This window comes from Permianibacter aggregans (genome assembly GCF_009756665.1).
GTDB classification, from domain to species: domain Bacteria; phylum Pseudomonadota; class Gammaproteobacteria; order Enterobacterales; family Permianibacteraceae; genus Permianibacter; species Permianibacter aggregans.
In genome coordinates, this window is the sequence record NZ_CP037953.1 from 1,566,450 (window position 1) to 1,593,430 (window position 26,981).

The window sequence follows — 26,981 nt, forward strand, 5'->3', positions numbered from 1 at the left end:
CTTATGCGCAGCAAACTACTCGCGGCACTGGCGCTGACTTTTGCCCTCAGCGCTCAGGCCTATGACGATTACCCGAAAGTGTATTTTGGCATTGGTGCCGGCAGCACCGAAATGGACAACAAGTGCCCGGAGCAGTTCGTCAACTGCGAGGAAGAGGAAGCCTTCTACCAGATGTATGGCGGCTTCCGGTTCAACGAATCCTATGCGGTCGAATTCGGCTACAAGGAATCCGGCGATTTTGGTTTTCGTTACAACGACGACTTGCAGGCCCATGTCGAACTGTTGACGTTGACCGGCTTGGCGTTTGTTCCGGTCGGTAAGCATTTCGAATTCTTCGTTGGCGTTGGCGGTGCGATATCGGTCGTCGAAACCCATGATTACTGGGATTACTATTACTACGACGATCACTACACCGACACCGGTGTTGCCGGTGGCATTCTGGCTGGCGTGCAGATTCACCCGACCGAGTTTTTCACGATTCGCGCGCAGGCAGAACAGTGGCGCAATATCGATGGCTCGCCGGCCTTCGATGGCGATCTCGATTTCAACTGGTTTTCGTTGAACGCCCAGTTTTCGTTTTAGCGCTGGGACAGTATCTAAATGGGCTTATGCATCAAACAAGCGCCGTCACCGTAGCTGTCGGGGACGGCGTAGCCATACTTTTGCGTGAAACCGAAGTTATGCCAATACGCTTGTGAGTTCTGCACAGCAACCAAAAAAAGCGCAGCAAAACCTTTCTCGATCACCGTATCCAGAACACGCTGGAAAAGTGCCGCTGCAATACCTTGACCTCGTGCTGGCGGCGCAATGGCCAGGTCATGAATAAACAATTCCGTTGCCGTTATCGAGCCGGCGATCTCGGTATCGAGTTTCGGCGGCTGCTCACCCTGCCATGGATGTGACAATAGATAACCAACGCAGCGATGCTGATGATCCACCGCGACAAAACAAGTGTCGGGTGAAGCCCGCCATTTGCTGCGCAACACCGCCATCGCTTCCGGTACGACATCGTAATAAGCGGCTGCTTGAATGGTCTCGATTTGCGGCCAGTGCGCATCGGTAATCGCCACCACATTGATGGTCATTGATATGGGTACTCTTCGAGCTCAGGATCTCTTCACGTAACAGCAGAGAATGACAATCGTTTGGCCGTTGATCCGGCCTTCAATATGTTCCGGGTTGTCAGTCAGTGTGATACCGCGCACCGCCGTGCCGCGCTTGGCAGTAAAACTGGCGCCTTTGACGTCCAGATCTTTAATCAGCGTTACGGTATCGCCCGCACTCAAAACATTGCCATGGCAATCTTTATGAACGATGGTCTCGCTCGCTGACTCGTTCGCGGCTTCAGCCCAACGCTGCATTTCCTCATCGAAATACACCATGGCCAGGATGTCCTGGGCAAAGGCTTCTGCTTCCAGTTTTTTCAGTATGCGCCAGGCCATCACCTGCACCGCTGGCATTGGGCTCCAAATGCTGTCGCGCAGGCAACGCCAATGTTCGGCATCTGGCGTTTCGGCATCGATCTGCTGGGCGCAATTGGCGCAGACCATTATCTGCGCATCGTCACGTCCAGAACTGGCCGGTAGCGCGTACGACGATAGCGGTGCTTCAGCGGCACACAGCTCACAGCGGCCACCACAGCGGGCTAACAATTCCGCATCAGTCGACATGAAAAGCTCCGGTAATTCAACGAGGCGGCATTGTAATCGCTGAGCCGCAATAATTCCCGAGATAAATCAAGGGATTTAGCGATAGCCGCCGCCATGGCGATCGGCTATATCCGGCCACTACGTCAGCAATCCGGTATAATCGCCGCGCTATTATTTCGCGGGATTCGTCCTGGATTCCCGATTCCAACAGACAAGGGTTTGCTCGCATGAATGTACTGGTCATTGGCAACGGTGGGCGCGAACACGCGCTGAGCTGGAAAGTGGCGCAGAGTCCAAAGGTCAAAAAGGTTTATGTCGCACCGGGCAATCCGGGCACCGCGCGCGAAACCAAATGCGAGAACGTCAATATCGCAGCGACCGATGTCGAGCAGTTGCTGGTGTTTGCCCAATCACACGGCATTGACCTGACGATTGTTGGTCCGGAAGCGCCGCTGGCTGCTGGCGTTGTCGATGCCTTCCGCGCCGCCGATCAGAAAATTTTCGGGCCGCATAAATTTGCCGCGCAGCTGGAAAGCTCGAAAGCCTTCGCCAAGGATTTTCTCGCCCGTCACAACATCCCGACGGCGCAATATCAGACCTTTACCGAGATCACGCCAGCGAAAGCCTATGTCGAAAAGATGGGCGCGCCAATCGTCATCAAAGCCGACGGCCTTGCCGCCGGCAAAGGCGTCATTGTCGCGATGAGCAAAGACGAAGCCTTCGCCGCCATTGACGATATGTTGTCCGGCAATAAATTCGGTGAAGCCGGTTCGCGCGTCGTCATTGAGGAATTCTTAACCGGCGAAGAGGCGAGCTTTATCGTCATGGTTGATGGCGAGCACGTTATCCCGATGGCAACCTCGCAGGACCACAAGCGCCGCGATGACGGCGATAAAGGACCGAACACGGGCGGTATGGGCGCCTACTCACCGGCACCGGTCGTGACTCAGGCGGTGCACGATCGGGTCATGAAAGAAATCATTTGGCCAACCGTCAATGGCATGAAAAGCGATGGTCATCCCTATGTCGGTTTTCTTTATGCTGGTTTGATGATCAACGATGAAGGCGCGCCGAAGGTGATCGAATTCAACTGCCGTTTCGGCGACCCGGAAACCCAGCCGATCATGATGCGTCTGCAATCGGATTTGGTGGAGCTGTGTTTGGCCGGTGCCGATGGCGAATTATCCGAAGTCAATCCGGAATGGGATGAACGCGCCGCGCTCGGCGTGGTACTCGCTGCCGCCAATTACCCGGAAACGCCACGCAAAGGCGATGTCATCAGCGGCCTGGAACAAACGGTGGCGGACGCGAAAGTGTTCCATGCCGGCACCAGCGAAAAAGACGGTAAGGTCATCACCAGCGGCGGTCGCGTGCTGTGCGCAACGGCGCTTGGTGCCAACATCACCGAAGCGCAAGCAAATGCCTACGCACTTGCGAACACCATTTCTTGGGACGGAATGTTTTATCGCAAGGATATTGGCTGGCGCGCGATTGCCAGAGAAAAATAAGCCTCGGTCCGTCTTTCCCCACTCATCTACTGAACCATTGCCTTCAGCGCTTGCCGGTTTAAAAACCGGCAAGCGTGGTCACTTTGGCCTGAACCCAGCACTCGCCACATGCTCAACACGGAACTTCGCGCCGCTGGCTGCCACTAAACGCCAATCATCAGTAACGGAGTACGTTAATGTTCCCCCAGGTTCGCGTAGTTGTTCTCTCAGCGCTATTGGCCAGCAGCAGTCAGGCCGCCGAAAAAATCATCCCGTTCAGTGAAATGAGCTGGCTGGCCGAGATACCGCCATCAGAATTATTTGCCGTTACCCCCAGGTTAAGCTTGCTCAGTAAGGAGCAACAAACTCGCTGCAAAGGCGCAGTACTGGATTTCATCAACGGCGATAAGATTTTTCCGGTCGACATTGATAGCCATGGCGAAGCCACGCTGGCAATTCCGGTGCAGTATTTTTCCGAACAAACCAAGATTCGGCTGCAGAAGGATGATGATGCCGGACCTTGCACGCTGACGTTTGGCGTTGCCTTTAGCGCTAAATCACCGGACAGACCGGTGCGCTATGCCGAGTACATGAACCTGGAAGCGGTTTACGATCAGCTGGTCGATTCACAGGCCGGCATGCTGTCGATGTTCGCGCCCGATTTCGAAGGGCTACAGTTTGTGTTTGCTGACGGGGCGACCGCCGCCGCAACGCTGGTCAGCGATGATGGCTCAGAAATCAAACTGGCCGGCGAGCAACAACGCATCAAATTACCGAAGAAATCACAATGGCTGAAGCAGAATCCCGTCGTCCGCTTCAACGAGCCTCCTATGCGGATTGAACCGCTTTTGGAGGACTAAACCACTGCTAGCCAGGGCGTACCTTTTTCGTAGGGCACACGGGCCGAGTGAAGACATCGCCGCCGCTGGCTTTAGCGCGGTAAACAAATGGGCGTTGCCCAGGCTGTATCATACATTGAGCGCTAGACTTGGCATCGGCAGTGTCGTGAGCACGGCGGCCGCGTCCTCCTGCAACGCGGTTGCGGCCGTGCCGGTCGCTCGCTACCCTAGCATTATCTTTTGGCTGCCCGGCCGTCCTCTGTGAAATTCACTTGGCGCGTTGTTATTCCTGTGTTGTTGCTATTGCTGATCATCGCGATCGGCATCGGCTTTTGGCGCGCACCGGATTGGATACGCAGTGTTCTGATTACCGAATTGGAGCAGGTCGGTGTCGAGGTTCAACAACTGGACGAGCCGTGTTTGAGTTGGCGCGGCATCACCTTTGGGCAAGCACGCTTGCGCTGGCAACAAGCCGCTACGCAGGTCGATGTCGAAATCGAAAACCTGGTGACCAATATCGATTGGTCGGCACAACGTGTTGAAGCGCTAAGCATCGGGCATCTGCGCTTGCATTATCAAAGTAGCGGCAGCGGCATGACTTCTGATTGGCCAGCTTTGCAGTTGCCGGCCTTGCCAATTGATCAGATCAACATTGATATGTTGACCGCCGAGCTGCAACTTGCCGAACAAACGCTAAGCCTGCAGGGCGCCCTGCAACTGACACCAAAACCACAGCACTGGCAGTTGCTGTGGCAGCAAGCCGCTTACACACTGAATGTCGAACTGAAACAACAGCAAGCCTGGCAACTCAATGCCGAACTATCAACCGATAAACATCAGGCAAGCTTGGCGCTGAGCTTGGAACAAAACTCACTGGCAAACGCGACACTGCAATGGCAAGTGCAGGCACCGCTAGCAATGCTGTCGTTACTGCCACTGCCTGAGCATTCCCCATCAATTGGCGGTGAATTGAAGGCTAACGGCACATTGCTACTGGGTGCACAATCCGGCGATTGGCAACAGTTACTGGCTGATTTGACGGTGTCCTCATTTACCGCCGAACAACAACCCATTGCAGTAAACGGGAAGATCAAAGCGGCGCTGAGTCTTATACCGGAAAGCGCCACGTTAACGCTGCAACAGGAGACGGCATTGCACGTCGCGGCATTACCGCAATGGCAATTATCCGCCACCGACATTACGCTGCCGACGCCTTTGCAGATTCATCTCGCTTTGAACGAATCGGCCGTTTCCTCGCTGCAACTGCAAGGGGCAGTACAAGCTTCCGTGCAGTATCAGGACGTCACCACAACCTGGCAACTGAATGCGGGACACGAGGGATTGAACATCGACTTGCAAAACCCTTCACTGCCCGTGCAGTTCAGCGCCAATGCCGAGCGCTGGAGTTTTGCCGAGGCCAACTTCAAACAACTCGCCGCCAATGGGCAACTGCGCCTGCAAAAGCAAGACGAGCAGTGGCAGATCAAAACCGCATCACCGGCAACACTGAACTGGCAACAGATTGGCTATCAGGATTTTCTGGTACAGAGCGGCGAAGCAGCGCTGAATGCTTCCAGCTTGCTTGATAAAGATTTTTCTTTGCGGAAGCTGAATGCAGAGCTAAGCGACTCAGATTGGCGCATCAAACAAGGTGATACCGAGTACACACTGCAACAGGGAAAAATTCATTATCAGCAGGAAGCTAACGGATTGCAGCTTGAACTGCATGCCAACCAAGCAGCGATGCAAACCCCGGAGCAAACGATCAGCGTTCAGGATGCGCAAGTTCAGGCAAAGGGCAAAGACCTCGCGGCGCTGAAAAAACAAATTCAAATCAGCGCCAATCAACTGGAGCATCCGTTACTTCAGGAATGGCCGAAACCCAATCTGCAAATGGTCGCCAGCGAAAAACGCGCCGGCGTCTGGCTGGCAGAGGGCCAGTTGCTGCTGGCGCAAAAGCAACTGGCGGAATTTTCCGGCCAGCATCAGTTGGCCGAAGCAAAAGGACAGGGACAAGTGCGTTGGCAGTGGCCGGTCGCGGAACTGCAGCAAATGCTGACCCGCAAACCAAAAGCCTTGTCGCCGTTGTCGCTGGTGGCCGGCAGCAGTCAAGGCGAGCTGGCCTTGCAATGGCAGAAAGTTGACGAGCAATGGCAGTTGCACAGCAGCGGCCAAACCCATGTCGATGACACGGCCTTGGTCTGGCAGGAATCAAGCGCCAGTGGTTTGTTTGTCGATGCCGACATCAAGGATATGTTGGCGCTGCATGGCCATGTCAAAGCCAGAATGTCGGCGTTCGCGTTGGCCGCCGGTATTAATGCCACAGAGTTGAGTGCCGAGATCGACCACAGCCCTGAGCGCCTGATCCTGAACAATATTTCCTGGCAGTTGCTCGATGCCAAATGGTATGTACCGGATCAACAATTCAGCAAACAAGACACCATTCAAGCGCCTGTGGCCTTGCTTGGCTTGAATCTGGAAAAGCTGCTGAAGCTGTTTGATGTGCACGGTTTATCGGGTCAGGGCACGCTCGATGGCGCCATTCCGATCACCCTCGGTGATGACGGTGTTGTCGTGCGCGATGCCGAGTTGCATGCGCGCATTCCGGGTGTGCTGCGGTACGCGCCGGGTGAGCCGGACCCGAATGCCAATATCGGTCTGCAAGTGTTGCGCGATTTTCATTATCAGACGTTGCGCGTGCGCTTTGATTATCAGGAATCCGGTGAATATATTGTGAAGCTGACCCTGAATGGCAGTAATCCATCGTTCTATAATGGTTATCCGATCAACCTGACGATGAATATCCAGGGCAAATTGCCGGGCCTGTTCAAAGCGGCGGTGTTTTCCGGCGATTTCAATAAGCACATTTTGGAAAGCATCGGCGCTGGAACCGGAAAGCTCCCGACACAACAGTGAGTTCCTTATGCAAAACTGGCTATTACCATTGCTGCGCTGCCCTGCCAGCCAACAAGCGTTAACAGAAAAAGATGGCAAGCTGCACAGCACCGCACAAAGCTATCCGTTTCTGCACGGCATTCCCTGCCTGTACAAGAATCCCGGTATGGCGCTGCTGGAATGGGGCACGAAGATCCAGAATTACGTCAACGAGGAAAGTCAGCAGATTGAGCACCTGAACATGTTGGCGCGCACACCGGCACTTGAGTTGACCAAAAAGCGATTGCAACAGCAGATGCAGGCGCGACAACAGAACCTGGATTTTTTGACCAGCTCGTTGCATGCCTTCCTGCACTATCCGCCGGTGCCGATCATGCCATCGAGCCAGCAGATCCATTCCTATTTTCAATTGTTTTTCCGCGACTGGTGTTGGGCCAGCGAAGAATTGGATGCCTACACGGCGTTTGTCAGCCGGCATCTTGGTGATCGCAAGCTGAACGTTTTACTGCTCGGTTCCGGTGCTGGCGGATTGAGTTACCGTTTGGCGCACGCGCATAGCAATGCGAACATTATTTCACTGGAGCACAATCCGTTTCTGGCCATTACCGCTGAACGCCTGATGCTTGGTGAAACGCTGAGCATGCAGCACTACGAATCCTATCCGCGTTCAGCCGAACAAGCTATGCAATCCTGGCAGTTGAAAGCCGATAAGCCGCTTGGCAATAATCATCAGTCCTTGTTGGCCGGTTTTCCGCATCTGCCCTTCGCTGAGCGCAGTATTGATGTGGTGATTGCGCCGTGGTTTTTCGACATTCTCGATCTGCCATTTGCCAATGCCGTGCGCCATGCACTGCCTATGTTGAAAGATGACGGCGAGATGCTGTTATTCGGGCCGGCCAATGTCCATAAATCGGCACCGGAAGAGCAGTGGACAACGGAAGAAATTGTGGCGTATCTGCAGCCCTTGTTTGCCGATGTGCAACATGAAAGCCAGCGCTTGTTTTATCTCGACAGCCCGTTGGCGGCGCAGAGGCGACAAGAGCAGATCGTGTTTGTTCACGGCCAGTCACCCAACGACGAAGCAAGGCGAAAAGCTGATGATGCACCTGTAAAGTTAAAGGTGACACCGGAGCTGCAACAGTACAAAGCCCAGAACGAAACGATGCACGCGGTGCTTGGCGTCATCAATGAAGATATCGATGTGCCGACACTGGCCAAGCGCTTGCAGGAGCAATTCGGTTTCGACGCCAAGGAGGCGCCGTATTACGCAGAACTGTTTATCCGCAAAATCCAGTTCGAGCTTTACAGTAAATCTCCGCGCTGATCCGAAACGGATGCCAATCCGTTAAATGCTGTTCGGTTTAAGAACGCCAGATCGAGGTCGATATTGAGTCATCGTGCGTTAGCTTTTTTATTCATACTTTGGTTGCCGCTGCTCTCCCGCAGCGTTATCGGTGCTGAGGCAACGGATGGCGAGATTACGCGCATCACGATCATTGCCGAGCGGCGGCCGCAAGCAGATACCGATATTGCCCACAGCACCGATCGAATCGATAGCGACACTCTACGCGATACTGCCCATAGCCACGCCCAACAGATTCTGAACCGGATGGCTGGTGTCCATTTTCATCGCAATGATGGCATGGAATATTTGCCAGCAATTCGTTCGCCAGTGTTAAGCGGCCCCGGTGCCTGCGGCAGTTTTTTGCTGATGGAAGACGGCATACCGCTGCGCCCAGCTGGCTTTTGCAATGTCAATGAGTTGTTCGAATCACATCATGAACAGGCCAGCGGCATTGAGCTGTTACGCGGACCAACGACAGCGTTTTATGGCGGCAATGCTCTGCATGGTGCCCTGAATATTGCAGCGCCGGCAGCCATTAACAGCGGCAACCAGAGTCGGGTGTTGTTCAGCGAGCATGATTACGGACAGTGGCTGATCAACACCAGTAACGAAAACACCGGAGTCGCACTGACACTGGCACATGAAGGCGCGGTACGCGAAGACGCCGGTTATGATCAGCAAAAGTTGTCGGCCAGATCCCGTCATCAATGGCTTGATGCTGAAGTCATCAGCGCCCTGACGTTGACGCACTTGCAACAGGAAACCGCAGGCTATCTGGTTGGCGATCGGGCTTACAAAGACAAGAACCGCCTGCGCGATAACCCGAACCCGGAAGCGTTTCGTAACGCCGAAGCTGCTCGCCTCTGGCAACATTATCAATGGCAAAATGGTTTGCGCATCAGCCCGTATTTCCGTTATTCCCAGATGCGTTTTTTGCAACATTTTCTGCCGGGGCAACCGTTCGAGGAAAACGGCCATTACAGTTTCGGCCTGCAGGCCCAACAAGTGCTTTGGCAGGACGAACAACACGAGTGGTTTGTTGGTGCTGACGTGGAAAGCGCCTCGATGTATTTACGTGAATGGCAGGATAGCCCCACGATCGGTTCGCCATTTCTGCAGGCAACGATTCCGGTTGGCCGCCATTACGACTATGAAGTGCAAATGGACACGCTGGCGCTGTTCACGCAATATCAATGGCAAATCAGTGAGCCATGGTTGCTGACTGCTGGTTTGCGTGCCGAGCAGAATCGCTACGATTACGACAATCAAATGATTGCTGGACGAGTCGATGAAAACGGCAATGTCTGTGGATTCGGTGGTTGTCGCTTCAATCGCCCTGTGGATCGTCACGACCGATTTACGCAACTGGCACCCAAGCTTGGCCTGATTTATCGCTTTGACGAGCAACATGCGTTCAGCGCCACCTGGGGCGAAGGGTTTCGGCCGCCACAAACGACCGAGTTGTATCGATTGCAGCGAGAACAGGAAGTCGCGGAGCTCGATAGTGAGCGTTTGCGCGGAGGTGATCTGTCGCTGTTTGGTCAAATCAAGCTGCCAACGGCTAGCCTCGATTACCGGCTCTCCGCCTATCATTACGACAAAGCCAACGCGATTCTGCGTGATACGCAGTTTTTCAACGTTGCCGATGGCGAAACCCAGCATCAGGGCATCGAGCTCAGCATGACGCTGCGCATCAAGGAAAGCTGGCGCGTTCAACTGGCCTGTGATTGGTCGCGACACAGGTACCGGAACAACCCGCAACTCAGTGACCAGGATATCGTCGGCAACCGTATCGATTCGGCGTCAGCGCGTACGGCTTTTATCGCGATTGGCCATCAATCGGAGCCGTTCGGTGCGCAAGCGTTATCGCTACGCTACGATTCTGGCTATTATCTGGATCCGGAGAACGAGCGACGCTACCCCGGCCATACGGTGATCGATTGGCGTTGGCGCTATCCATTGTTCGACAAGGTTGATCTACTGTTGCAGGTGCTGAATCTGGCTGACCGCCGCTATGCCGAGCGCGCCGATTATTCGGCGTTCGATGGTCAGCGTTATTTTCCCGGTCAGCCGCGCCGTATTTATTTCGGTGCCAGCTGGTCATTCTAAGGAGCGAAACAATGCCTATTACCTTTTCCCGTTTGCTGGTTTCGATCATCGCGTGCTCGGCACTGAGCGCGACAGCTGCGTCACGCATTGGCACCGGCGCCGTGCAGGAACTCTATGAACAAAAATGCGGCGCTTGTCATGGCATGAAAATGGAAAGCGGCATCGGCGGTTCGCTGGTCGACGATACCTGGAAGCACGGCAGTAGTGATGAAGCGATCGCCAACGTGATTCGCAATGGCGTGCCCGGCACGGAAATGATCGCGTTCAAAGAACAACTGAGCGAAGAACAGATTCGCGCACTGGTCATTCTGATTCGCGAACGTCAGCAAATGACCGAACCAACGCCAACCAGCAGCGACGATGTCATCAACGCCGGTGATTTGCGTCTGCAGTTACAGCCGCTGATGACCAGCGACAGCCTGCTCTGGGGCATGACGGTGCTGCCGGATCAATCGATGCTGGTCACCCAGCGCAGCGGCAAGCTTTGGCACTATCACAACGGCAATAAACAATCGATTTCCGGCGTACCGGAAGTTTGGCATCAGGGTCAGGGCGGTTTGCTCGATGTTGCCGCGCATCCGGATTACGCCAATAACGGCTGGATTTACCTGGCATTCTCCGAAACCAGCGGCAAGAAAAATGATCAGGGTCGGCAAGTGGGCGCCACCAAGATTATTCGCGCCAAGCTGAAGAACAATGCGCTGGTGGAACAACAAACCATTTTCTCGGTGCCGCTTAATGAACAAGTCAATCGCGGCTGGCACTTTGGCTGCCGCCTGGTGTTGGTTGATGGTTATCTGTTCTTTGGTATCGGTGATGCCGGCTTTCCGGAAAACGCCCAGAAGCTCGACAACGTCAACGGCAAGATCCATCGCCTGCATGACGACGGCCGGGTGCCAAGCGACAACCCGTTCGTCAATAACAAGGAAGCGATCAAAAGCATCTGGACTTACGGCAATCGCAACCCGCAGGGCCTGACCTACGACGTGCAAAGAAAAATACTCTGGGAAGCTGAACATGGACCACGTGGTGGCGATGAGATTAACGTCATTGAAAAAGGCAAGAACTACGGCTGGCCGACGATCACCTACGGCATCAACTACGACGGCACACCGATTACCGACAAAACGGCTGCGCCGGGCATGGAGCAACCCAAGCACTATTGGACACCATCGATAGCCGTTTCCAATATCGATATCTATCGCGGAGATGTGTTCAAGTCCTGGCAAGGAAAAATGCTGGTGTCGAGCCTGGCAGCACAAGAGCTGCGAGTGCTTGATATCAACGCAGAGAAGATCACTGGCGACACGCTGATCTTCAACGACAGAGGTCGCATTCGCGATGTTCAAGTCGGGCGTAACGGCGAAGTGTTTCTGCTGATCAATAACGAGCAGGAGCAAAGCTTTGGACTGTACTCGTTGAAATCGATCAAGTGACGAGCATTCCGTCCGCTTCGTACAAGATAACCTGGTCACCGTTCCCGGAATTGAATACGGAGCGATGCATTCTACGCCGTATTGTTCCGGAGGATGCGCCTCGGGTGTTCTTGGGTTTATCCCATCCGGAAGTCACTGAGCATTATGGCGTTCGTTATCATTCGCTGGAACACACACAAGTGCAAATGGACTGGTTTGAAGACATTTACGCGTCCGGAACGGGCATCTGGTGGGGCATAGCTTTGCGCAGCCAACCCGAACAATTGATTGGCGCCACGGGTTTGAATGATTTGGTCATCGAACACCGACGGGCCGAGATGGGATATTGGTTGCTACCGGAATGGTGGCGGCAAGGCTTGGCTCGCGAATGCGTTTCGGCCATGCTGAATTTTGCGTTCACGACCTTGCAACTTTATCGAATCGGTGCCGAAGCGGACTTCGATAACGAACCCAGCATTCAGTTGTTGAAAAAATTAGGGTTTAAGCATGAAGGGGTACGGCGCGCGTTTGAATTCAAGAATGGCGCTCCGCTGGATCTGCTGCAGTTCAGTCAGCTTGCATCCGATCGCTGAATTCTCGCCGAAGTTCTCATAGTGATGATTGGCATCAATCGCCGTAGCGATAATGCCCGGTCACTGGATACGCAAACAACACATCCTCTTGCCGGGTGCCGCGACCAATATTGTGAATAATCAGCGGCACACCTTTCGCGTTTTTCTGCTCCGAAACGATGCCGATATGCGGAAGGTTGCCCGGTAGCATCCAGGTGACCAGATCGCCTGGCAAATAGCTCTCCGCGCGTGAGCTCACCGGCAATGATTGCCCGTGCCGCTGAAAAAATTTCTGCAAATTCGGCACCCGGCGATGATCAATATTCGTGTCCGGTTTGGTCAGCCCCCAGAGTTTCGGGTAGGCGCTGAAATGAGCGCGCATGTCCTGATGCACGCGCTGTTGCAGATCGATGCCGAGCAGGCGATAAGCGCGGATGATGACATCAGTGCAGACGCCGGTATGGTTCGGCACATCGCCATTGGGATAGGCAATGCGTTGATAGCGACCGTCGTATTCAACGGTGACGCCGATTTGCTGGCGGGCAGCGTTGATTAGCGCTTGGGGTTCGGCTGAGGCGGTGAAGCTGAGTGTGACCAACAGTAGCAGTCCGTATCGTTTCATCATTGTTCCTCTTATATCCCCGGAGGTTTAACCCCACCCCAACGTTCATTCGTGCCATCTGACCCACAGGGATGTGGGAAATGCCGAAAAGCGTATGGAACGCTTTCGGCCATGGCACTCACCCTTCGGGCAGCTCCGCTGCGCACAAAATTGTCTGGAACAATTTTGAGGCGTAGCCCCGCTTACAGCGGGTTTGGTCCATGGATGGACCAAACAAATCGGCAATCCTGCCGATTTGTCCCCTTGCCAGGGGAGGGAGCTGAGTTCCCCCTCCTGCTAAGGAGGGGGTTAGGGGGTGGTGAAACCCAAGCCACATGCCTCTCAGACCCGCCACATGCCATTTGGTTTTAACTGTGTAACCGCCGGTCCTTTCCGGATTGGACGGCCAAACCCTACCCTGCCTGCATAACCATCCCATTACGACCCGGTAGGAGTACGCCCCGTGGCGGCAGGTAACGTTATTTCCGCATTTCCGCTCAGCCCTCAGGACGCCCAGAGTTGGCTGCCGCGCCTGCATGAGCTTGATAGCCAACAACTCTGGTGGTTGTCCGGCTATGCCGCCGGCCTTGCCCAACGCAGCGGTGTCGCCCAGGCCGTTGGCCAGGCGGTGCAGACCAACGAACCGGTTGCGGACGCGGCGCCAGCACTGCGCGCCACCGTGCTTTACGGCACCGCTACCAACAACGCCAAGCGCATTGCCGAACAACTCGGCGCCGACTTGAGCGCACGCGGCGTCGAAGCGCGCGTGCAACGCTTGTCGCAATACAAAACCAAAGATCTGGCGCAAGAAGCCCTGCTCTACTTCGTTGTCAGCACCCAGGGCGAAGGCGAACCGCCGGAAGACAGCGTACCGTTTTTCAAATTCTTGAGCGGCAACCGCGCGCCGAAACTCGATAAAACCCAGTTCGCAGTGTTGGCGCTCGGAGACAAAAGTTATGCCGAGTTTTGCGCCTTCGGTAAATCGATTGAAAAGCGTTTGCTGGAACTCGGTGCCAAACCCTTGTTCGCGCGTGCCGATGCCGATGTCGAATTCGAACCGGTTGCCAAAGCCTTTCGCGAAACCGCATTGGAAAAACTGCCCGCCGGCAACAAACCCGCGGCCAATGTACTGCCACTGAAAACCTCGGCAGCACATAGCCACTACCACCGGGACAAACCGTTCGCCGCACCAATTCTCGCTGTGCAGAAAATTACCGCCCGCGACAGCGACAAGGATATTCGCCATGTCGAGCTATCGCTGGAAGGCTCTGGCCTGCATTATCAACCGGGTGATTCGCTGGGTATTTGGCCACGCAATCCGCAAAGTAGTGTCGACGCCGTGCTGCAAACCAGCGGCATCAATGGCGACGAAAACGTCACGCGCGATGGCGAAACGCTCAGCGTGCGTGAATGGTTGCGCAAACGGCTGGAAATCACCCAGTTGGCAAAGCCGGTGCTGGAGGCTTATGCCAAACTCGCCGGAAATGCCGAACTGAATGCGCTGCTCGCCAGCGACAGCAAAACCTTTCAAGCCTGGCTGAAATCGCACCAGCTGTTCGATGTGCTGCGCGCTTTCCCTGCAAGTTTGAACGCCGAGCAATTGATTGCCTTGCTGCGCAAGCTGACACCAAGGATGTATTCAATTGCCTCGGCTCAGGATGCCGTCGGCGAAGAAGTGCATCTGACCATTGCTGTTGTAGATGACAAGCAACAACCGACGCCTCGTCGCGGTGCCGCCAGTTTTTACTTATCGGAACTGACCGAGGCCGACAACGTTGAGGTGTTTATCGAATACAACGATCAATTCCGTTTGCCGGCCAATGATCGCGACATCATCTTGATCGGCCCCGGCACCGGTGTCGCGCCTTTCCGCGCATTCATTCAACAGCGGGAGGAAAGTGGCGCCGAAGGCCGCAGCTGGTTGTTCTTCGGCAACCCGAAGTTCACTTCTGATTTTCTGTATCAAACCGAGTGGCAGGCTGCATTGAAAAGTGGCGTGTTGAGCAAACTGTCGCTGGCGTTCTCTCGCGACCAGGCCGAAAAGATTTACGTGCAGCATCGCTTGCGCGAACACGGCGCCGAAGTATGGCAATGGCTGCAGAACGGCGCGCATTTGTATGTCTGCGGCGACGCCAGCCGGATGGCACCGGATGTCCATCAAGCGTTGATTGATATTGCTGTTCAGCATGGCGGGTTCAATGCGGAACAGGCGGATGAGTATTTAACCGATCTGAAAGCCGAAGGGCGATATCAGCGGGATGTTTACTGAATGATTGAAACCCTTTTGAAACCTGATCAAGACGTACAAAAAATCATCTGTCATACCCGCGCAGGCGGGTATCCAGAGTCATGGAAAGAGACTGGATTCCCGCCTACGCGGGAATGACATAGGTTGAATTACGACCTTTAAAGTAAAGCGATTAATCAAGGCAGCAGAATTTTACCAAGCACCCGCCGGGGCGAGACCCGGCAACGCATAAAGTCGAGATCAAGCCAAAGCAGGCGGACATCTCAAGAATTTCCAAGATGATGCGAAAAAGCATCATCAGGCAGAACTGAGAACGGCGATGACCAACAAATTATCCGATGTCGAACGCATTAAAACCGAAAGCCGCTATCTACGTGGCCGCCTTATCGACAGCCTGGCCGATGACATTACCGGTGCCATTCATCCCGATGATACCCAGGTGATCAAGTTTCATGGCAGCTATCAGCAAGATGATCGTGACATCCGTGCCGAACGCCAGGAACAAAAACTCGAACCGCTTTACAGTTTTATGTTGCGGGTGCGGATGCCTGGTGGTGTCGCGACGCCAACGCAATGGCTGGCGATGGATGAGCTGGCGCGTACTTACGGCAATAACACCTTGAAGCTGACAACTCGACAGGCGTTTCAATTGCATGGCGTATTGAAGCGCAACCTGAAATCAACCATTCAGAAAATGAATTCAGTGGCGCTCGACACCATCGCCGCTTGCGGCGACATCAATCGCAATATTCTTTGCAGCGCGACGCCGGAACAAAGTATGGTTTGGCAGCGCGTCTATGAAGATGTCAAAGCCGTCGCCGAATTGCTGCTGCCGAAAACGCGTGCCTATCACGAGATTTGGCTCGATGGCGAAAAAGTCGAGGGCAGCGAGAGCGAACCGATTTACGGTGCGACCTACCTGCCGCGCAAATTCAAAACTGCATTCGTCGTGCCGCCGGTCAATGACGTCGATGTCTTTGCTCATGATATGGGCTTTATCGCCGTGGTCGAAAACGGTGAGCTGCTCGGTTACAACGTCACCGTTGGTGGCGGTCTTGGCTCGACTCACGGCGACAAAACCACCTACCCGCGTTTGGCCTCGACCCTTGGCTTTATCACGCCGGACAAAGTGCTCGCGGTGGCCGAGCATATCGTTACCGTTCAGCGCGATTGGGGTAACCGGGAAACGCGTAAATGGGCACGCTTGAAATACACCATTGATCGAGTTGGCATTGACGCGTTCAAAGCGGAAGTGGAAAAACGCGCCAATGTGGTGTTTGCACCGACCCGCGAGTTTTCTTTTGATACCAATACTGATCGTTTCGGTTGGACTGAGGGCGTCAACGGTACGCATCACTTAACCTTACGAATCGAAGGCGGCCGCGTTATCGATAGACCTGGTGAGTTATGGCTGACCGGTTTGCGTGAAATCGCCAAAGTCCATCGCGGTGATTTCCGTTTGACGGCGAATCAGAATCTGGTCATTGCCAATGTGCCGAGTACGCAGCGCGCCGCCATTGACGCGCTGGTGTTGCGCTATGGTTTGAATGCCTACGCGACCTTTTCGGAACTGCGTCAGCGCGCGATTGCCTGCGTGGCGTTACCGACCTGCTCGCTGGCCTTTGCCGAAGCAGAACGTTACCTGCCGGAGTTTTCGCAAAAGATTGAAGCACTGCTGCAGAAAAATGGTTTGTTGCATTTGCCATTGCACTTACGCATCACCGGTTGCCCTAATGGCTGCGGTCGGCCGTGGTTATCGGAAATCGGATTGATCGGCAAGGCGCCGGGTAAATACAACCTGTATCTCGGCGGCGATCAGGCCGGCACTCGCTTCAATGTGCTGTACAAGGAAACGCTGGATGAGCAGCAGATTCTGACCGAGCTGGATGGTTTGATTGCCCGTTTTGCCCGCGAGCGCAAACCGCAGGAAAGTTTCGGCGATTGGGTAGCGCGCAATGAGATTGTTACGGTGGCGGCATGAGTACCGTCACCGAGCAAATCGATTTGCCGGCTCTGAACGCACGCTTCGCGGAGTTGAGTGCCGAAGCCCGTATCGCCGAAAGTGTCGAGACACTGGCCGGGCCGTTTGCGCTATCGTCAAGTTTTGGCGCGCAAGCTGCAGTGTTGTTGCACATGGTCAACGACGTCGTGCCGGAAATTCCGGTGGTGTTGATCGACACCGGCTACCTGTTTCCCGAGACCTATCAGTTTATCGATCAATTGCAGGAACGTTTGAAACTGAACCTGCGGGTGTTCCGCAATGAGTTATCGCCGGCCTGGCAGGAAGCGCGTTTTGGCAAGCTCTGGGAACAAGGACTGGAAGGTATCGAGAAATACAATCAGCTGAACAAAGTGCAGCCGATGGAATCGGCACTGAAAAAGCTCGGCACACAAACCTGGTTTGCCGGGCTACGCCGCTCGCAATCGGAATCGCGCGCGAATATTCCTTACGTCGGCGTGCAAAAAGGCCGGTTCAAAGTGCACCCAATCGCCGACTGGACCGATCGTGACATTGGCATGTACTTGAAGAAGCACAAGCTGCCTTATCACCCGCTTTGGGAGAAAGGCTACGTGTCGATTGGCGACTGGCACACAACGCGGGCACTCGAAGAGGGCATGCGCGAAGAAGACACGCGCTTCTTCGGTCTGAAACGCGAGTGCGGGCTGCACGATTATTCCATTTGAGTTTTTACCCTGACGGCGGAGCATTGACCGCCACCACTCTCACTGGTTAAGGTGCGCAGGTTAATGGCATCGGAAGCCATGCCGGCTGGCGATGTCGCCTTCATACAGGGAGAGAAACCATGAGAGCCACCCTTCTCGCCGTCTGCGCCTTGTTGTTCAGCGCTGTCAGCCACAGTTATTCCATTCCCGATATCGAGTACAGCGCCAACTGGACCATTCAAACCAGTCAGGGCGCATTCACCAATAAAGTCTATAACGCCGCCAAGAAAGAGCGCCGCGAGATGGAGCAAGGCGGCCAGAAGATGGTCATGATCAGTCGGCGTGACAAGCAACTGGTCTGGATGCTGATGCCGCAACAAGGCATGTACATGGAAATGCGCACCGACGAAAAAGGCGTACCGCAAATGCCGATGGCAAAGCAGGACGACCCGGCCGACCTCGATCGCTACGAGTGGCAGCAAACCAAAGTCGGCAGTGAAACGGTCAATGGTGTCGCAACGACAAAATACAAAGTAAAAATGATCGACAAGAAAAAGCCGGGCAATACCATGGATGGTCACTACTGGCTCAGCAAAGATGGCATCATGATTCGACTCGATGCCACCAGCGTCGATGACAAGAACAAGAATCATGTCCGTATCGATGTCACCGATTTGAAACTGGGCAAGCAAGATCCAGCGCTATTTGAAGTGCCGGCCAATTTGCAGAAGTTCTCGATGCCGGGATTCTGATCGTTCGCCCATCGATGCCTCGCCAACGGCATGACGAGGCATTTTCTCATTGATCAGGGGCTGGATCTCAGCAATTCCGGCGGTATAGTGCCTGCGGGAAATGAGAAAGGTGTTTTGTCATGAAGTGGCCTGCTGTCATCCGCAAACTGCACAAATGGATAGGCCTTATCATCGGCCTACAATTACTGGCCTGGGTGTTGGGAGGATTGGTCATGACCTCGTTGCCGATAGAGCGCGTTCGCGGTGAACATTTGCGTGCCGCTGCGCCAGACGTAGATTGGCGGCAAGCGAGTTACTCGCCACAGCAAATTTTGCAGCAGTATCCTGGCGCACGCTTAATCAAGCTGTCGCATCGCCTTGGCGAGCCGGCGTATGTGCTACAGCACAATCAAACCGTGTTGCTGGTTTCTGCCAGTAGCGGGCAGGTCTATTCTCCACTTACTTCAACGCAAGCCATAACACTCGCCCGAGCAGCATTTGTCGGCATCACCGCGCAGCCTGAAGCCAACTACGTGACCGAAGCGCCTACTGAATATCGCAATAAAGCTTTACCGGCCTGGCAAGTGCGCATGCAGGATGAAGAAAACACCCACGTGTATCTTGACGCGCAAACCGGAGAAATCACCGCGATGCGCACCGGCACTTGGCGCGTGTTCGACTTTTTTTGGATGTTGCATGTCATGGATTACTCCACTCGTGATGATTTCAATCATCCGCTTGTCATTTCAGCGGCTGCGATTGCGCTAACCGCGATCCTTTCCGGCTTTTTCATGCTTTACTTTGTCATGCGCCGACGGCGCCACGCCTCAACTCCCATTTCTTGATCAGTGAGATGCGATTGCCATGAGCCATACCGAATACCCGGACTCATATTACGCCGCGTCGGCATTACCGCATGCGGTACGCCGTCAACTGCAAGAAGATCTGCACACCGATGTCGTGGTGATTGGCGCTGGCTATACCGGTTTGTCGTCGGCACTGCATCTGCTGGAAGCCGGTTATAGCGTCGTCGTGTTGGAAGCCGCGCGCGTCGGCTGGGGCGCATCGGGGCGCAACGGTGGTCAGTTGGTGCAATCGTATTCGCGCGATGTTGATGTCATAGCCGATAAATATGGCCAAGACACCGCCCGCATGCTCGGCAGCATGATGTTCGAAGGCAGCCAGATCATCCGCGAACGAGTGAAAAAGTATCAGATTCAGTGCGACTTGAAAGACGGCGGTTTGTTTGTCGCCTTGAGTGACAAACAAGTGCATGGTCTGCGCGAACACAAAGCGCTCTGGGAACAATACGGCCATAAAGGTCTGGAGTTTCTGGATGCGCGGCAGACGCAAGATGTGGTGCATAGCGAGCGTTATCGCGCCGCGTTGCTCGATCACTGGGGAGGTCATATTCATCCGCTGAATCTGGCGCTTGGTGAGGCGGCGGCGGTCGAGTCACTCGGCGGGAAGATTTTTGAGCAGTCGGCCGTCACATCAATTGAACGCACCGCCAAACCCATCGTGCGGACTGAACACGGCAGCGTGCAAGCGAAGTTCGTGGTCGTCGCCGGAAATGCGTATCTCGGTGGTTTAGTACCGGAACTGGCGGCGAAATCGATGCCGTGCGGCACACAAGTTATCGCCACCGAACCGCTTGGCGAACGCTGGCAGGAAGTGCTGCCATCTGATTACTGCGTCGAGGATTGCAATTACCTGCTCGATTATTTTCGCCTGTCCGGCGACAAGCGTTTGATCTACGGCGGTGGCGTTATTTACGGCGCCCGCGACCCGGAACATATCGAGTCAATCGTTCGTCCGAAGCTGGAAAAAACCTTCCCGCAATTGAAGGATGTGCGCATCGATTTCGCCTGGACCGGCAACTTTCTACTGACGTTGTCGCGACTGCCACAGTTCGGTCGCCTCAACGACAATATTTATTACATGCAAGGCTATTCTGGCCACGGAGTTACCACCACACACTTGGCCGGCAAACTGGTTGCCGAAGCGATCAAAGGCCAAAGCGAACGCTTTGATGCGTTTGCTTCATTGCCGCACTTGCCGTTTCCGGGTGGACGGTTATTCCGGGTGCCGGCGACGGCCTTGGGTGCGTGGTATTACTCGCTTCGGGATAAGCTTGGAATATAGAGGAATTAATACAAGCAACGCATTTTTTGCTCAACAAACGCGGTTGAAAAAGTGCTACCAAGTGTCATGATAAACCCATACACCATCATAAACTTGGTGATACATGCCCTCTGGGATGTGGCCCATAGGAAACTGACTGATATCACCGACAATAAATCCCCAGTGTTTTGTTAACGCACTACCATAGAAAACATCGACATAATCTGTAGTGATTCGAAATCTAGGCGGTATTGGACTGAGTGCCAGCAGCCTGGGAAATTTTTCTCTGAAGAATTTTACGTTCCGCTGAGAGTCGTCTGCCGTGTTCCAATTAAAAATGCGTGTTTGTACATCTGTGGCAAATACCTGAAGTTCTGCACGAGAAACACCTGTAGAGATGGACTCGCGCATGCCATCAACATAGCTCGGAAAACGAATTTCGAATAGCAACACCAAAATGGCAATGTAAACAACACCTGGGCGTAGACTTTTTACTGGCTGTTTTCGTCGTATAACCGTGATCGAGGACAAGATGACGTGGATAATCAATGCCATCGAGCTCAACAGGAAAACCGACAGCACATACATTGGAACTGATCAGAACTTGTCAAAGGCAAGTCCTTCGAAATACGGTGCCATTCGCATCGTAAGCAGTGCCGCACCAGCCAACACAGCGAAAAGGTGAACAACTTTGCCCATGAAAAACTATCTCGCTGATAAGCGCCGCAATCTGATATAACAAGCAGGCGTTTTGTTCTCATTCTCCTGATATTGCACAAGTTCGAACAGTCTCGCACCATTCCTGAGCGCGTTCAGGCTGTTTTCGCGACAAAGCCTGCGAACTTTCCGATGTTTCCGCTGGCCCACCATTTGCTAAACGCCGGTCACCCTCCCCCAGCAAGGTGTCAGTCATGCAAATTCGTCTAGATGATTTATCCGGCCCGGAAGTCGCGGCGTTTCTCGAAGAACATATTCAGGACATGCGCTCTGTGTCGCCACCGGAAAGCAGACACGCGCTTGATTTGGAAGCCTTGAAGGCACCGTCGATTCGATTTTGGACGATGTGGCAGGATGACTTGCTAATTGGTTGCGGCGCGCTGAAAACCTTGAGCCATGATCACGTTGAATTGAAATCGATGCGCATACGCGCCAGTCATCGCGGTTTGGGGTTTGCCACCGAGTTGCTGCATTTCCTGTTGGATCAGGCGCGTTGGCAAGGGGCTGAGCGCATCAGCCTGGAAACCGGCTCAATGCCGTTTTTCGCTTCAGCACGAGCCCTGTATCGGCGCCACGGCTTTATCGATTGCGCACCATTTGGTGCATACAAGCCCGACCCGAACAGCGTGTTCATGACCCGCTTGGTCGCCAAAGCACAAAGAACGGCTTGAGCCGACGCCTTTACGCGGGCCGAGCTAGAGCTTCGGCCCGTGCCTGATTACAGGGTAGAAAGCAATGTCACCTTCATCTGCAAATGCAATACATTATCATTCGCACCCCTATTTTGATCATTCCGGCTCGACATGCGCCTGGCGATCGTCAGTTTCGTTGTGGTGTTCGGCCTGCATTCGCTGGCACTCGCTGTCGTGCTGCGCCCGGTTGAGCCGGAGCTGATCCCGCCGAAACCGCTGCCGGTGCGCATAGCGATGGTGACACCGAATGTGCCGGAGCCGATTGTCACGCCGCCACCGCCGCAGCCAAAACCCGAACCGCCGAAGCCGGAACCCAAGCCCGAGCCGGTTAAAAAGCCAGCGCCCAAACCGATCAAACAGCCCGAACCGGTCGCGACGACAGAACCCGTTATCGCCAGTGCGCCGGTTACGCCCAGCCCTGTGGTAGCTGACGCGCCTCCGGTAGTGGCTCCTGTGATTAGCGAGCCGCGCTTTGACGCCGGCTATTTGAATAACCCAGCGCCAGAATACCCGTCGTTATCGCGCAAACGCGGCGAACAGGGCACGGTGCTACTGCGCGTGCATGTGCTGCCGGATGGTCTTCCGGACCAAATCGAATTGGCCGAATCCAGCGGCTTCTCGCGGCTCGATAAAGCCGCGATGCGCACCGTCAACCAATGGCGTTTTGTGCCGGCCCAGCAAGGCAGCGAAACCGTTGCCGCCTGGGTGCTGGTTCCCGTTACTTTTGAACTGCAATCGGAAAGCTGAAATGAGTGTGAATTCCCCTTACGGCATCGCCTCGCTCTGGGCTCAGGGCGACTGGGTGATCAAAACCATCGCGATACTGCTGTTGATCATGTCGGTGCTGAGCTGGACGGTGATGGCCGTCAAGGCGGTGCAGTTGATGCGCCAGCGGCGCCGGGCCCGGATGGTCAGCGAGCAGTTCTGGCATGCCCAGAGCTTTGATCAAGCGTTGTCTGCACTTGGTGATGCCCGTCGTAACCCGTTTCGTCAATTGGCGGAAGAAGCACGCAGCGCCGTCGAGCACCACGCTCAGCATCGCGGCGACCTGCACGCACAGCTGAATATTTCCGACTGGTTAACGAGCTGCCTGCGCCGGGCCATCGAGAATGCCACGGCGCAATTGCAGGCTGGTTTGGCCGTGCTGGCCACCATTGGCTCGACCGCGCCGTTCATTGGTTTGTTCGGCACGGTCTGGGGCATTTACCACGCGCTGATCGCGATTGGCGTATCCGGCCAAGCGAGCATCGACAAAGTGGCAGGCCCGGTCGGCGAAGCGGTGGTGATGACCGCGTTTGGTCTGTTCGTCGCGATACCAGCGGTCATGGGTTACAACGCGCTGACCCGCGCCAATAAAGCATTGGTGATGGGCCTGTCGTCATTCGCCCATGATCTGCACGCCTACTTCATCACCGGTTCGCGTCTACGCAGCCGCGACTCGGCACCACGGCTTGCCGTGGGGGCTCATTAATGGCGTTTGGAAGCGGCGAATTCGATGGCCCGGATGAGATCATGAGCGAAATCAACATGACGCCGCTGGTCGACGTTATGTTGGTGCTGCTGATTATTTTCATTCTGGCCGTACCGGTGCTAACCCGTATGCTGCCAGTCGACCTGCCAGAAACCGATGGCGCCGAACAAGCCGCCGAACCGGATGCCAATCAACTTGGCATCGCCACCGACGGAGCGCTGATGTGGAACGAGCAGCCACTGCGCGATGACGAGCTGGCGACACTGGCCACGCAAAAACCGCAGCCAGAGCTGCAAATCCAGGCCGACAAACAGGTGCCGTTTGAAAAAGTGGCGCAAGTGTTGGCCACCGCGCAGGCCGCCAAGCTGGAAAAACTGAGCTTTTTGACCGAGCCGCCCCTAGAACAAGCCGGCTCTGTTCTGCTTCAGAAAAATAGTGTCTAGAACAGACTGAACATTAAATGCTGATCATTATCTTTTGCCCCCTGATTTTGATCTAGCTCAACACCAATCTTCGTGGGGACCCCTATGCCATTCCGCAAAACACCTCTGGCCGCCGCCATTTGCCGCCCAGGCTGCCGACCAGAAGCAAGGCGAAACCCGCCTGCCGGAAGTGAAAGTAACTGCCGAGCAGGAGGCACCAGCCTATAAACCAGAAGAAGTCTCATCACCGAAATTCACTGCACCGCTACGCGACACATCGGTGTCGGTCACCGTGGTTCCGCGTTGGTGCGACGCTGGGCGAATACTTGATTTCACTTTATTAGAATTGTCCGATTGAAATCGGACCTACAGAACCGCGAACACCGCAGAGGTAGGTTCGAATTTATTCGAACAATAAGCCGGAGAATGCTGAACACCACCTTCAATATACGTCTCGATTATAACTCCCCGCCAAGGCCAGTTCCGTAACAGCCGCTTCGCCAAGAATTTGCTTTAGCGTTTGATCAACGGCTTGCGACATGCCCACCATGCTGCCGCAAACATAGATCGCGGCACCATTGCTGAGCCATTGCTTCAACTCATCACTAGCGGCCAGCAATTTATCCTGCACGTACACACGTTGCTGCTGGTCGCGTGAGAACGCGACATCAACACGTGCCAGCACACCAGTTTGCTGCCAGCGCTCAATTTCTTCTCGGTAGTAGAAATCAAACTCAGCGTTGCGCTCACCAAACAACAGCCAATTGTTGTTGGCACCGGCCAATTCACGCGCGCGGATATGCGCACGCAAAGCTGATAGGCCCGAACCATTGCCAATCAAGATCATCGGCTTATTCATCTCACGGCAGTGAAAACGTTCGTTGCGCACAACACGCATCGGCAAGGTATCGCCAATGTTCAATTGCTCGGTCAGCCAACCGGAAGCAAGACCGAGTTTTCCGTCGCTGCGCTGCGATTGCCGCACCAGCAACCACAGCGAACCATCTTCCGGCACGGAAGCAATGGAATACGAGCGCGGGCGTAATGGCAGCAGACGTTTGCTGACCAGTTCCAGCTTCCAGTTTTTTGCCAGTTGCGGTTCTGGCAGTTCACGTTTGCTGAGCCATTGCGGCAACGGTTCGCCGTCGATTTCGGCATCGCTAGGCCAACCGGTTGCTTGCAGCCAATCGCTGATGGTTTGTTCGCTGTGTGTTGGCAATACATCGATCAGATCGCCGGCTTGCCATTCGAGTTGGCCATCCAGCGGTTGCAATGCCAAATGAAACATCGCCTCACCGGCACTGCCTTCGTTCAGGCAGCGTCGCTCACTGAGGCACCAGCTGGTGTAGTTGTCAGCAAAGGTTTTGATTTCCGGCATCGTCGTCTTGGTCAGGGTTTGCAGATGTTGTCGCCATTGTTCGATCGCTTGCGGATCGCCATTATCCACTTCGACACGCTCGAACAGTGCTTTGGCGCCGTTGCCGGACAGCCATTGCTCCAGTTTGCGACCGAACGCGCAGAAGGTTTCGTATTGTTTATCGCCGAGTGCCAGCACGGCGAAACTCAAGCACTCCAGCGAGCTTTGCTCAGGCATCAAGCGTCGCACAAATCCTTGCGCGGCGTCCGGTGCTTCGCCATCACCAAAGGTGCTGACGACAAACAACGCCTTGTCGTATTGCGACAATTGTTCGCGCTCGATCGCAGCCAAAGGTTTGACGGTAACCGGCACGCCAGCGGCCTGCAATGCACCCGCCGTTTGCCAGGCCAGTTGTTCGGCAAAACCGGTTTGGCTGGCGAAACTGATCAAGGTTTGTTGACCAGCTGCGTTCGCGGTTGTGAAGCCGCTGGCGGTAGCGCGCGCCGCTTTTTTCTTGCGGCGACGGTCAAGATAAAGCATCCAACCGCTAATCGCGAACAGCGGCATCAGCGCGCTGGCAATCATGATGATGATGAGGCCGACGAGGCCGAAGAACTCACCGGTGTGCAACACGAACATGCTGCGAATCAACTTGCCGCCAGCCGGTAAATCGGCATAGCGCTCATGTTTGGTGACGCTCAAATCACCGGCTTGCAGCGCCAACGTATTGCTGGCCCGGCTATGTGCCGGCTCGGCATCAAGATAGCGAAACTCGACCGGCCGCCCTGCTTTCTCCGGCAAGCGCATCGTGACGCTGGAGAGCCCGGCTGGCAGCTGGCGTTCGAACGCCTGCCAAACGTTATCGACATCGATTTCCGGACGTGGCGCTTTTTCCGCACACTCACCGCGCTGGGTTTTCTCTTGACCTGATGCCTGTGCTTGTTGTTGCTGCGCTGGTGGATTCGGCCTTGGCGTGCCGGTTAAATCGTAAAGCGCGTTGCGATACCAATCGTAGGACCAATACAAACCGGTCAACGCCGACAACAAGTAAACGATCAACACCCAAGTGCCGACTGCGGCGTGCATCTGCCAGAGAAAACTGCGACCTTTCAGCGCCCAACTAAAGCTCAGCCAAGTGCGCCAATTGCCGAGCTGACGCGGCCAGCGCAAATAAAGTCCGGTGCAGCACATCAGAATCAAGATAAGTGCCGAAGCGCCGGTGATGGCCTTGCCTGTATCACCAGCGGCCAAGCGACGATGGATATCTTCCATCAAGTGCACTAAATCGTGGCCGCGCTCGGGCTTGCCAAGCAGCGCGCCGGTGTACGGGTTCTGGTAATGCCAATCGCCACGGCGACCGCCTTCAAAACCGATTTGCCCGGCATCGTCCGGCGCCATCGAACGGGTTATGCCGATAATCGCTTTATCCGGCATTTGTTCACGGGCCTTGGCGACCAGCTCGGAGGGCGCCAACGCGCGCTCGCCTGGCTCGACAGTCATCACTTCCGGGTTCAACAGGCGCAGGATGTCCTGCTCGAACGACAGCGTGGCACCGGTAATACCCATGACCGCCAACACCACACCAGCGGTGATGCCCAAGAACCAGTGAATTTGAAACCAGAAACGTTTCACAACGACGTACC

The 26,981-nt window shown here is 54.8% G+C and carries 23 protein-coding genes; 18 read left to right on the forward strand and 5 right to left on the reverse strand.

Translation table 11 applies throughout. The features are described 5' to 3' along the window. The first annotated feature begins 3 nt into the window (after nt 1-3). Complete coding sequence (locus tag E2H98_RS07245; RefSeq protein WP_133588432.1) at nt 4-582, forward strand: outer membrane beta-barrel protein; 579 nt, start codon at nt 4-6, stop codon at nt 580-582. 14 nt (nt 583-596) lie between these two features. Here the strand turns inward: E2H98_RS07245 and E2H98_RS07250 are convergent, their stop codons facing one another. Both E2H98_RS07250 and E2H98_RS07255 read right to left on the reverse strand, forming a co-directional pair. Beyond that, on the reverse strand, nt 597-1,085 hold the full coding sequence (locus E2H98_RS07250; protein WP_133588430.1) for a GNAT family N-acetyltransferase: 489 nt from the start codon (nt 1,083-1,085) through the stop codon (nt 597-599). A gap of 21 nt (nt 1,086-1,106) precedes the next feature. Further along, nucleotides 1,107-1,670 carry a PhnA domain-containing protein gene (locus E2H98_RS07255; RefSeq protein ID WP_133588428.1) on the reverse strand — a complete coding sequence of 188 codons (564 nt, stop codon included), beginning with the start codon at nt 1,668-1,670 and terminating at the stop codon, nt 1,107-1,109. Between the two features lie 206 nt (nt 1,671-1,876). On the opposite strand from E2H98_RS07255, the gene purD reads away from it, so the two are divergent. The 7 genes from purD (at nt 1,877) to E2H98_RS07290 (ending at nt 12,332) form a co-directional block, all read left to right on the forward strand. Further along, nucleotides 1,877-3,157, forward strand: coding sequence for a phosphoribosylamine--glycine ligase (gene purD / locus E2H98_RS07260; RefSeq protein ID WP_133588426.1), 1,281 nt, complete (start codon nt 1,877-1,879; stop codon nt 3,155-3,157). A gap of 176 nt (nt 3,158-3,333) precedes the next feature. After that, nucleotides 3,334-3,996 (forward strand): DUF2987 domain-containing protein, encoded by a 663-nt coding sequence (locus E2H98_RS07265; protein WP_133588424.1) that lies wholly within the window; start codon nt 3,334-3,336, stop codon nt 3,994-3,996. Between the two features lie 240 nt (nt 3,997-4,236). Next, a complete protein-coding gene (locus tag E2H98_RS07270; protein WP_133588421.1) occupies nt 4,237-6,891 on the forward strand; it encodes an intermembrane phospholipid transport protein YdbH family protein in 2,655 nt (884 codons plus the stop codon). 7 nt (nt 6,892-6,898) lie between these two features. Then, a complete protein-coding gene (locus E2H98_RS07275; protein WP_133588419.1) occupies nt 6,899-8,194 on the forward strand; it encodes a hypothetical protein in 1,296 nt (431 codons plus the stop codon). Nucleotides 8,195-8,257: 63 nt separating this feature from the next. Beyond that, complete coding sequence (locus E2H98_RS07280; RefSeq protein WP_133588417.1) at nt 8,258-10,324, forward strand: TonB-dependent receptor; 2,067 nt, start codon at nt 8,258-8,260, stop codon at nt 10,322-10,324. Between the two features lie 11 nt (nt 10,325-10,335). After that, the gene (locus E2H98_RS07285; RefSeq protein WP_133588415.1) at nt 10,336-11,760 is read left to right on the forward strand and encodes a PQQ-dependent sugar dehydrogenase; all 1,425 of its coding nucleotides are present in this window, start codon (nt 10,336-10,338) and stop codon (nt 11,758-11,760) included. Continuing rightward, nucleotides 11,757-12,332, forward strand: coding sequence for a GNAT family N-acetyltransferase (locus tag E2H98_RS07290; RefSeq protein ID WP_280529057.1), 576 nt, complete (start codon nt 11,757-11,759; stop codon nt 12,330-12,332). Before E2H98_RS07285 ends, E2H98_RS07290 begins: the two co-directional genes overlap by 4 nt. A gap of 34 nt (nt 12,333-12,366) precedes the next feature. Here the strand turns inward: E2H98_RS07290 and E2H98_RS07295 are convergent, their stop codons facing one another. Beyond that, nucleotides 12,367-12,933: a DUF1287 domain-containing protein gene (locus E2H98_RS07295; RefSeq protein WP_133588753.1), complete on the reverse strand. Its 567-nt coding sequence runs from the start codon at nt 12,931-12,933 to the stop codon at nt 12,367-12,369. Between the two features lie 442 nt (nt 12,934-13,375). On the opposite strand from E2H98_RS07295, the gene E2H98_RS07300 reads away from it, so the two are divergent. From E2H98_RS07300 to E2H98_RS07325, 6 genes are all read left to right on the forward strand, one after another. Continuing rightward, a complete protein-coding gene (locus tag E2H98_RS07300) occupies nt 13,376-15,181 on the forward strand; it encodes an assimilatory sulfite reductase (NADPH) flavoprotein subunit (protein ID WP_198325257.1) in 1,806 nt (601 codons plus the stop codon). A gap of 286 nt (nt 15,182-15,467) precedes the next feature. Beyond that, nucleotides 15,468-17,141 (forward strand): assimilatory sulfite reductase (NADPH) hemoprotein subunit, encoded by a 1,674-nt coding sequence (gene cysI, locus E2H98_RS07305; protein ID WP_280529059.1) that lies wholly within the window; start codon nt 15,468-15,470, stop codon nt 17,139-17,141. Next, nucleotides 17,138-17,845, forward strand: a complete 708-nt coding sequence (locus tag E2H98_RS07310) for a phosphoadenylyl-sulfate reductase (protein ID WP_133588411.1) — start codon at nt 17,138-17,140, stop codon at nt 17,843-17,845. Before cysI ends, E2H98_RS07310 begins: the two co-directional genes overlap by 4 nt. Before the next feature lie 119 nt (nt 17,846-17,964). Then, a complete protein-coding gene (locus tag E2H98_RS07315) occupies nt 17,965-18,576 on the forward strand; it encodes a DUF4412 domain-containing protein (protein ID WP_133588409.1) in 612 nt (203 codons plus the stop codon). A gap of 119 nt (nt 18,577-18,695) precedes the next feature. Continuing rightward, a complete protein-coding gene (locus E2H98_RS07320) occupies nt 18,696-19,400 on the forward strand; it encodes a PepSY domain-containing protein (RefSeq protein ID WP_133588407.1) in 705 nt (234 codons plus the stop codon). A gap of 19 nt (nt 19,401-19,419) precedes the next feature. Further along, nucleotides 19,420-20,700 carry an NAD(P)/FAD-dependent oxidoreductase gene (locus E2H98_RS07325; RefSeq protein ID WP_133588405.1) on the forward strand — a complete coding sequence of 427 codons (1,281 nt, stop codon included), beginning with the start codon at nt 19,420-19,422 and terminating at the stop codon, nt 20,698-20,700. A gap of 54 nt (nt 20,701-20,754) precedes the next feature. On the opposite strand, the gene E2H98_RS07330 is transcribed toward E2H98_RS07325, so the two are convergent. After that, complete coding sequence (locus E2H98_RS07330; RefSeq protein ID WP_133588403.1) at nt 20,755-21,234, reverse strand: hypothetical protein; 480 nt, start codon at nt 21,232-21,234, stop codon at nt 20,755-20,757. 356 nt (nt 21,235-21,590) lie between these two features. Here E2H98_RS07330 and E2H98_RS07335 point away from each other — a divergent pair, with 356 nt between their 5' ends. From E2H98_RS07335 to E2H98_RS07350, 4 genes are all read left to right on the forward strand, one after another. Then, nucleotides 21,591-22,067: a GNAT family N-acetyltransferase gene (locus E2H98_RS07335; protein WP_133588402.1), complete on the forward strand. Its 477-nt coding sequence runs from the start codon at nt 21,591-21,593 to the stop codon at nt 22,065-22,067. A gap of 132 nt (nt 22,068-22,199) precedes the next feature. Then, nucleotides 22,200-22,835, forward strand: a complete 636-nt coding sequence (locus E2H98_RS07340) for an energy transducer TonB (RefSeq protein ID WP_133588400.1) — start codon at nt 22,200-22,202, stop codon at nt 22,833-22,835. A gap of 1 nt (nt 22,836) precedes the next feature. Beyond that, a complete protein-coding gene (locus E2H98_RS07345; RefSeq protein WP_198325258.1) occupies nt 22,837-23,559 on the forward strand; it encodes a MotA/TolQ/ExbB proton channel family protein in 723 nt (240 codons plus the stop codon). Further along, nucleotides 23,559-24,002, forward strand: a complete 444-nt coding sequence (locus E2H98_RS07350; protein ID WP_133588398.1) for an ExbD/TolR family protein — start codon at nt 23,559-23,561, stop codon at nt 24,000-24,002. The genes E2H98_RS07345 and E2H98_RS07350 overlap by 1 nt, the downstream gene beginning before the upstream one ends. A gap of 421 nt (nt 24,003-24,423) precedes the next feature. Here the strand turns inward: E2H98_RS07350 and E2H98_RS07355 are convergent, their stop codons facing one another. Further along, nucleotides 24,424-26,970 carry a sulfite reductase flavoprotein subunit alpha gene (locus E2H98_RS07355; protein ID WP_162848151.1) on the reverse strand — a complete coding sequence of 849 codons (2,547 nt, stop codon included), beginning with the start codon at nt 26,968-26,970 and terminating at the stop codon, nt 24,424-24,426. Nucleotides 26,971-26,981 lie beyond the last annotated feature (11 nt).

Excerpts from the sequence above, each read along its gene's own strand:
- E2H98_RS07245 (WP_133588432.1), top strand. The coding sequence starts at position 4 with ATGCGCAGCAAACTACTCGCGGCACTGGCGCTGACTTTTGCCCTCAGC.
- E2H98_RS07250 (WP_133588430.1), bottom strand. The coding sequence starts at position 1,085 with ATGACCATCAATGTGGTGGCGATTACCGATGCGCACTGGCCGCAAATC.
- E2H98_RS07255 (WP_133588428.1), bottom strand. The coding sequence starts at position 1,670 with ATGTCGACTGATGCGGAATTGTTAGCCCGCTGTGGTGGCCGCTGTGAG.
- purD (WP_133588426.1), top strand. The coding sequence starts at position 1,877 with ATGAATGTACTGGTCATTGGCAACGGTGGGCGCGAACACGCGCTGAGC.
- E2H98_RS07265 (WP_133588424.1), top strand. The coding sequence starts at position 3,334 with ATGTTCCCCCAGGTTCGCGTAGTTGTTCTCTCAGCGCTATTGGCCAGC.
- E2H98_RS07275 (WP_133588419.1), top strand. The coding sequence starts at position 6,899 with ATGCAAAACTGGCTATTACCATTGCTGCGCTGCCCTGCCAGCCAACAA.
- E2H98_RS07285 (WP_133588415.1), top strand. The coding sequence starts at position 10,336 with ATGCCTATTACCTTTTCCCGTTTGCTGGTTTCGATCATCGCGTGCTCG.
- E2H98_RS07295 (WP_133588753.1), bottom strand. The coding sequence starts at position 12,933 with ATGAAACGATACGGACTGCTACTGTTGGTCACACTCAGCTTCACCGCC.
- E2H98_RS07310 (WP_133588411.1), top strand. The coding sequence starts at position 17,138 with ATGAGTACCGTCACCGAGCAAATCGATTTGCCGGCTCTGAACGCACGC.
- E2H98_RS07315 (WP_133588409.1), top strand. The coding sequence starts at position 17,965 with ATGAGAGCCACCCTTCTCGCCGTCTGCGCCTTGTTGTTCAGCGCTGTC.
- E2H98_RS07320 (WP_133588407.1), top strand. The coding sequence starts at position 18,696 with ATGAAGTGGCCTGCTGTCATCCGCAAACTGCACAAATGGATAGGCCTT.
- E2H98_RS07325 (WP_133588405.1), top strand. The coding sequence starts at position 19,420 with ATGAGCCATACCGAATACCCGGACTCATATTACGCCGCGTCGGCATTA.
- E2H98_RS07330 (WP_133588403.1), bottom strand. The coding sequence starts at position 21,234 with ATGGCATTGATTATCCACGTCATCTTGTCCTCGATCACGGTTATACGA.
- E2H98_RS07335 (WP_133588402.1), top strand. The coding sequence starts at position 21,591 with ATGCAAATTCGTCTAGATGATTTATCCGGCCCGGAAGTCGCGGCGTTT.
- E2H98_RS07340 (WP_133588400.1), top strand. The coding sequence starts at position 22,200 with ATGCGCCTGGCGATCGTCAGTTTCGTTGTGGTGTTCGGCCTGCATTCG.
- E2H98_RS07345 (WP_198325258.1), top strand. The coding sequence starts at position 22,837 with ATGAGTGTGAATTCCCCTTACGGCATCGCCTCGCTCTGGGCTCAGGGC.
- E2H98_RS07350 (WP_133588398.1), top strand. The coding sequence starts at position 23,559 with ATGGCGTTTGGAAGCGGCGAATTCGATGGCCCGGATGAGATCATGAGC.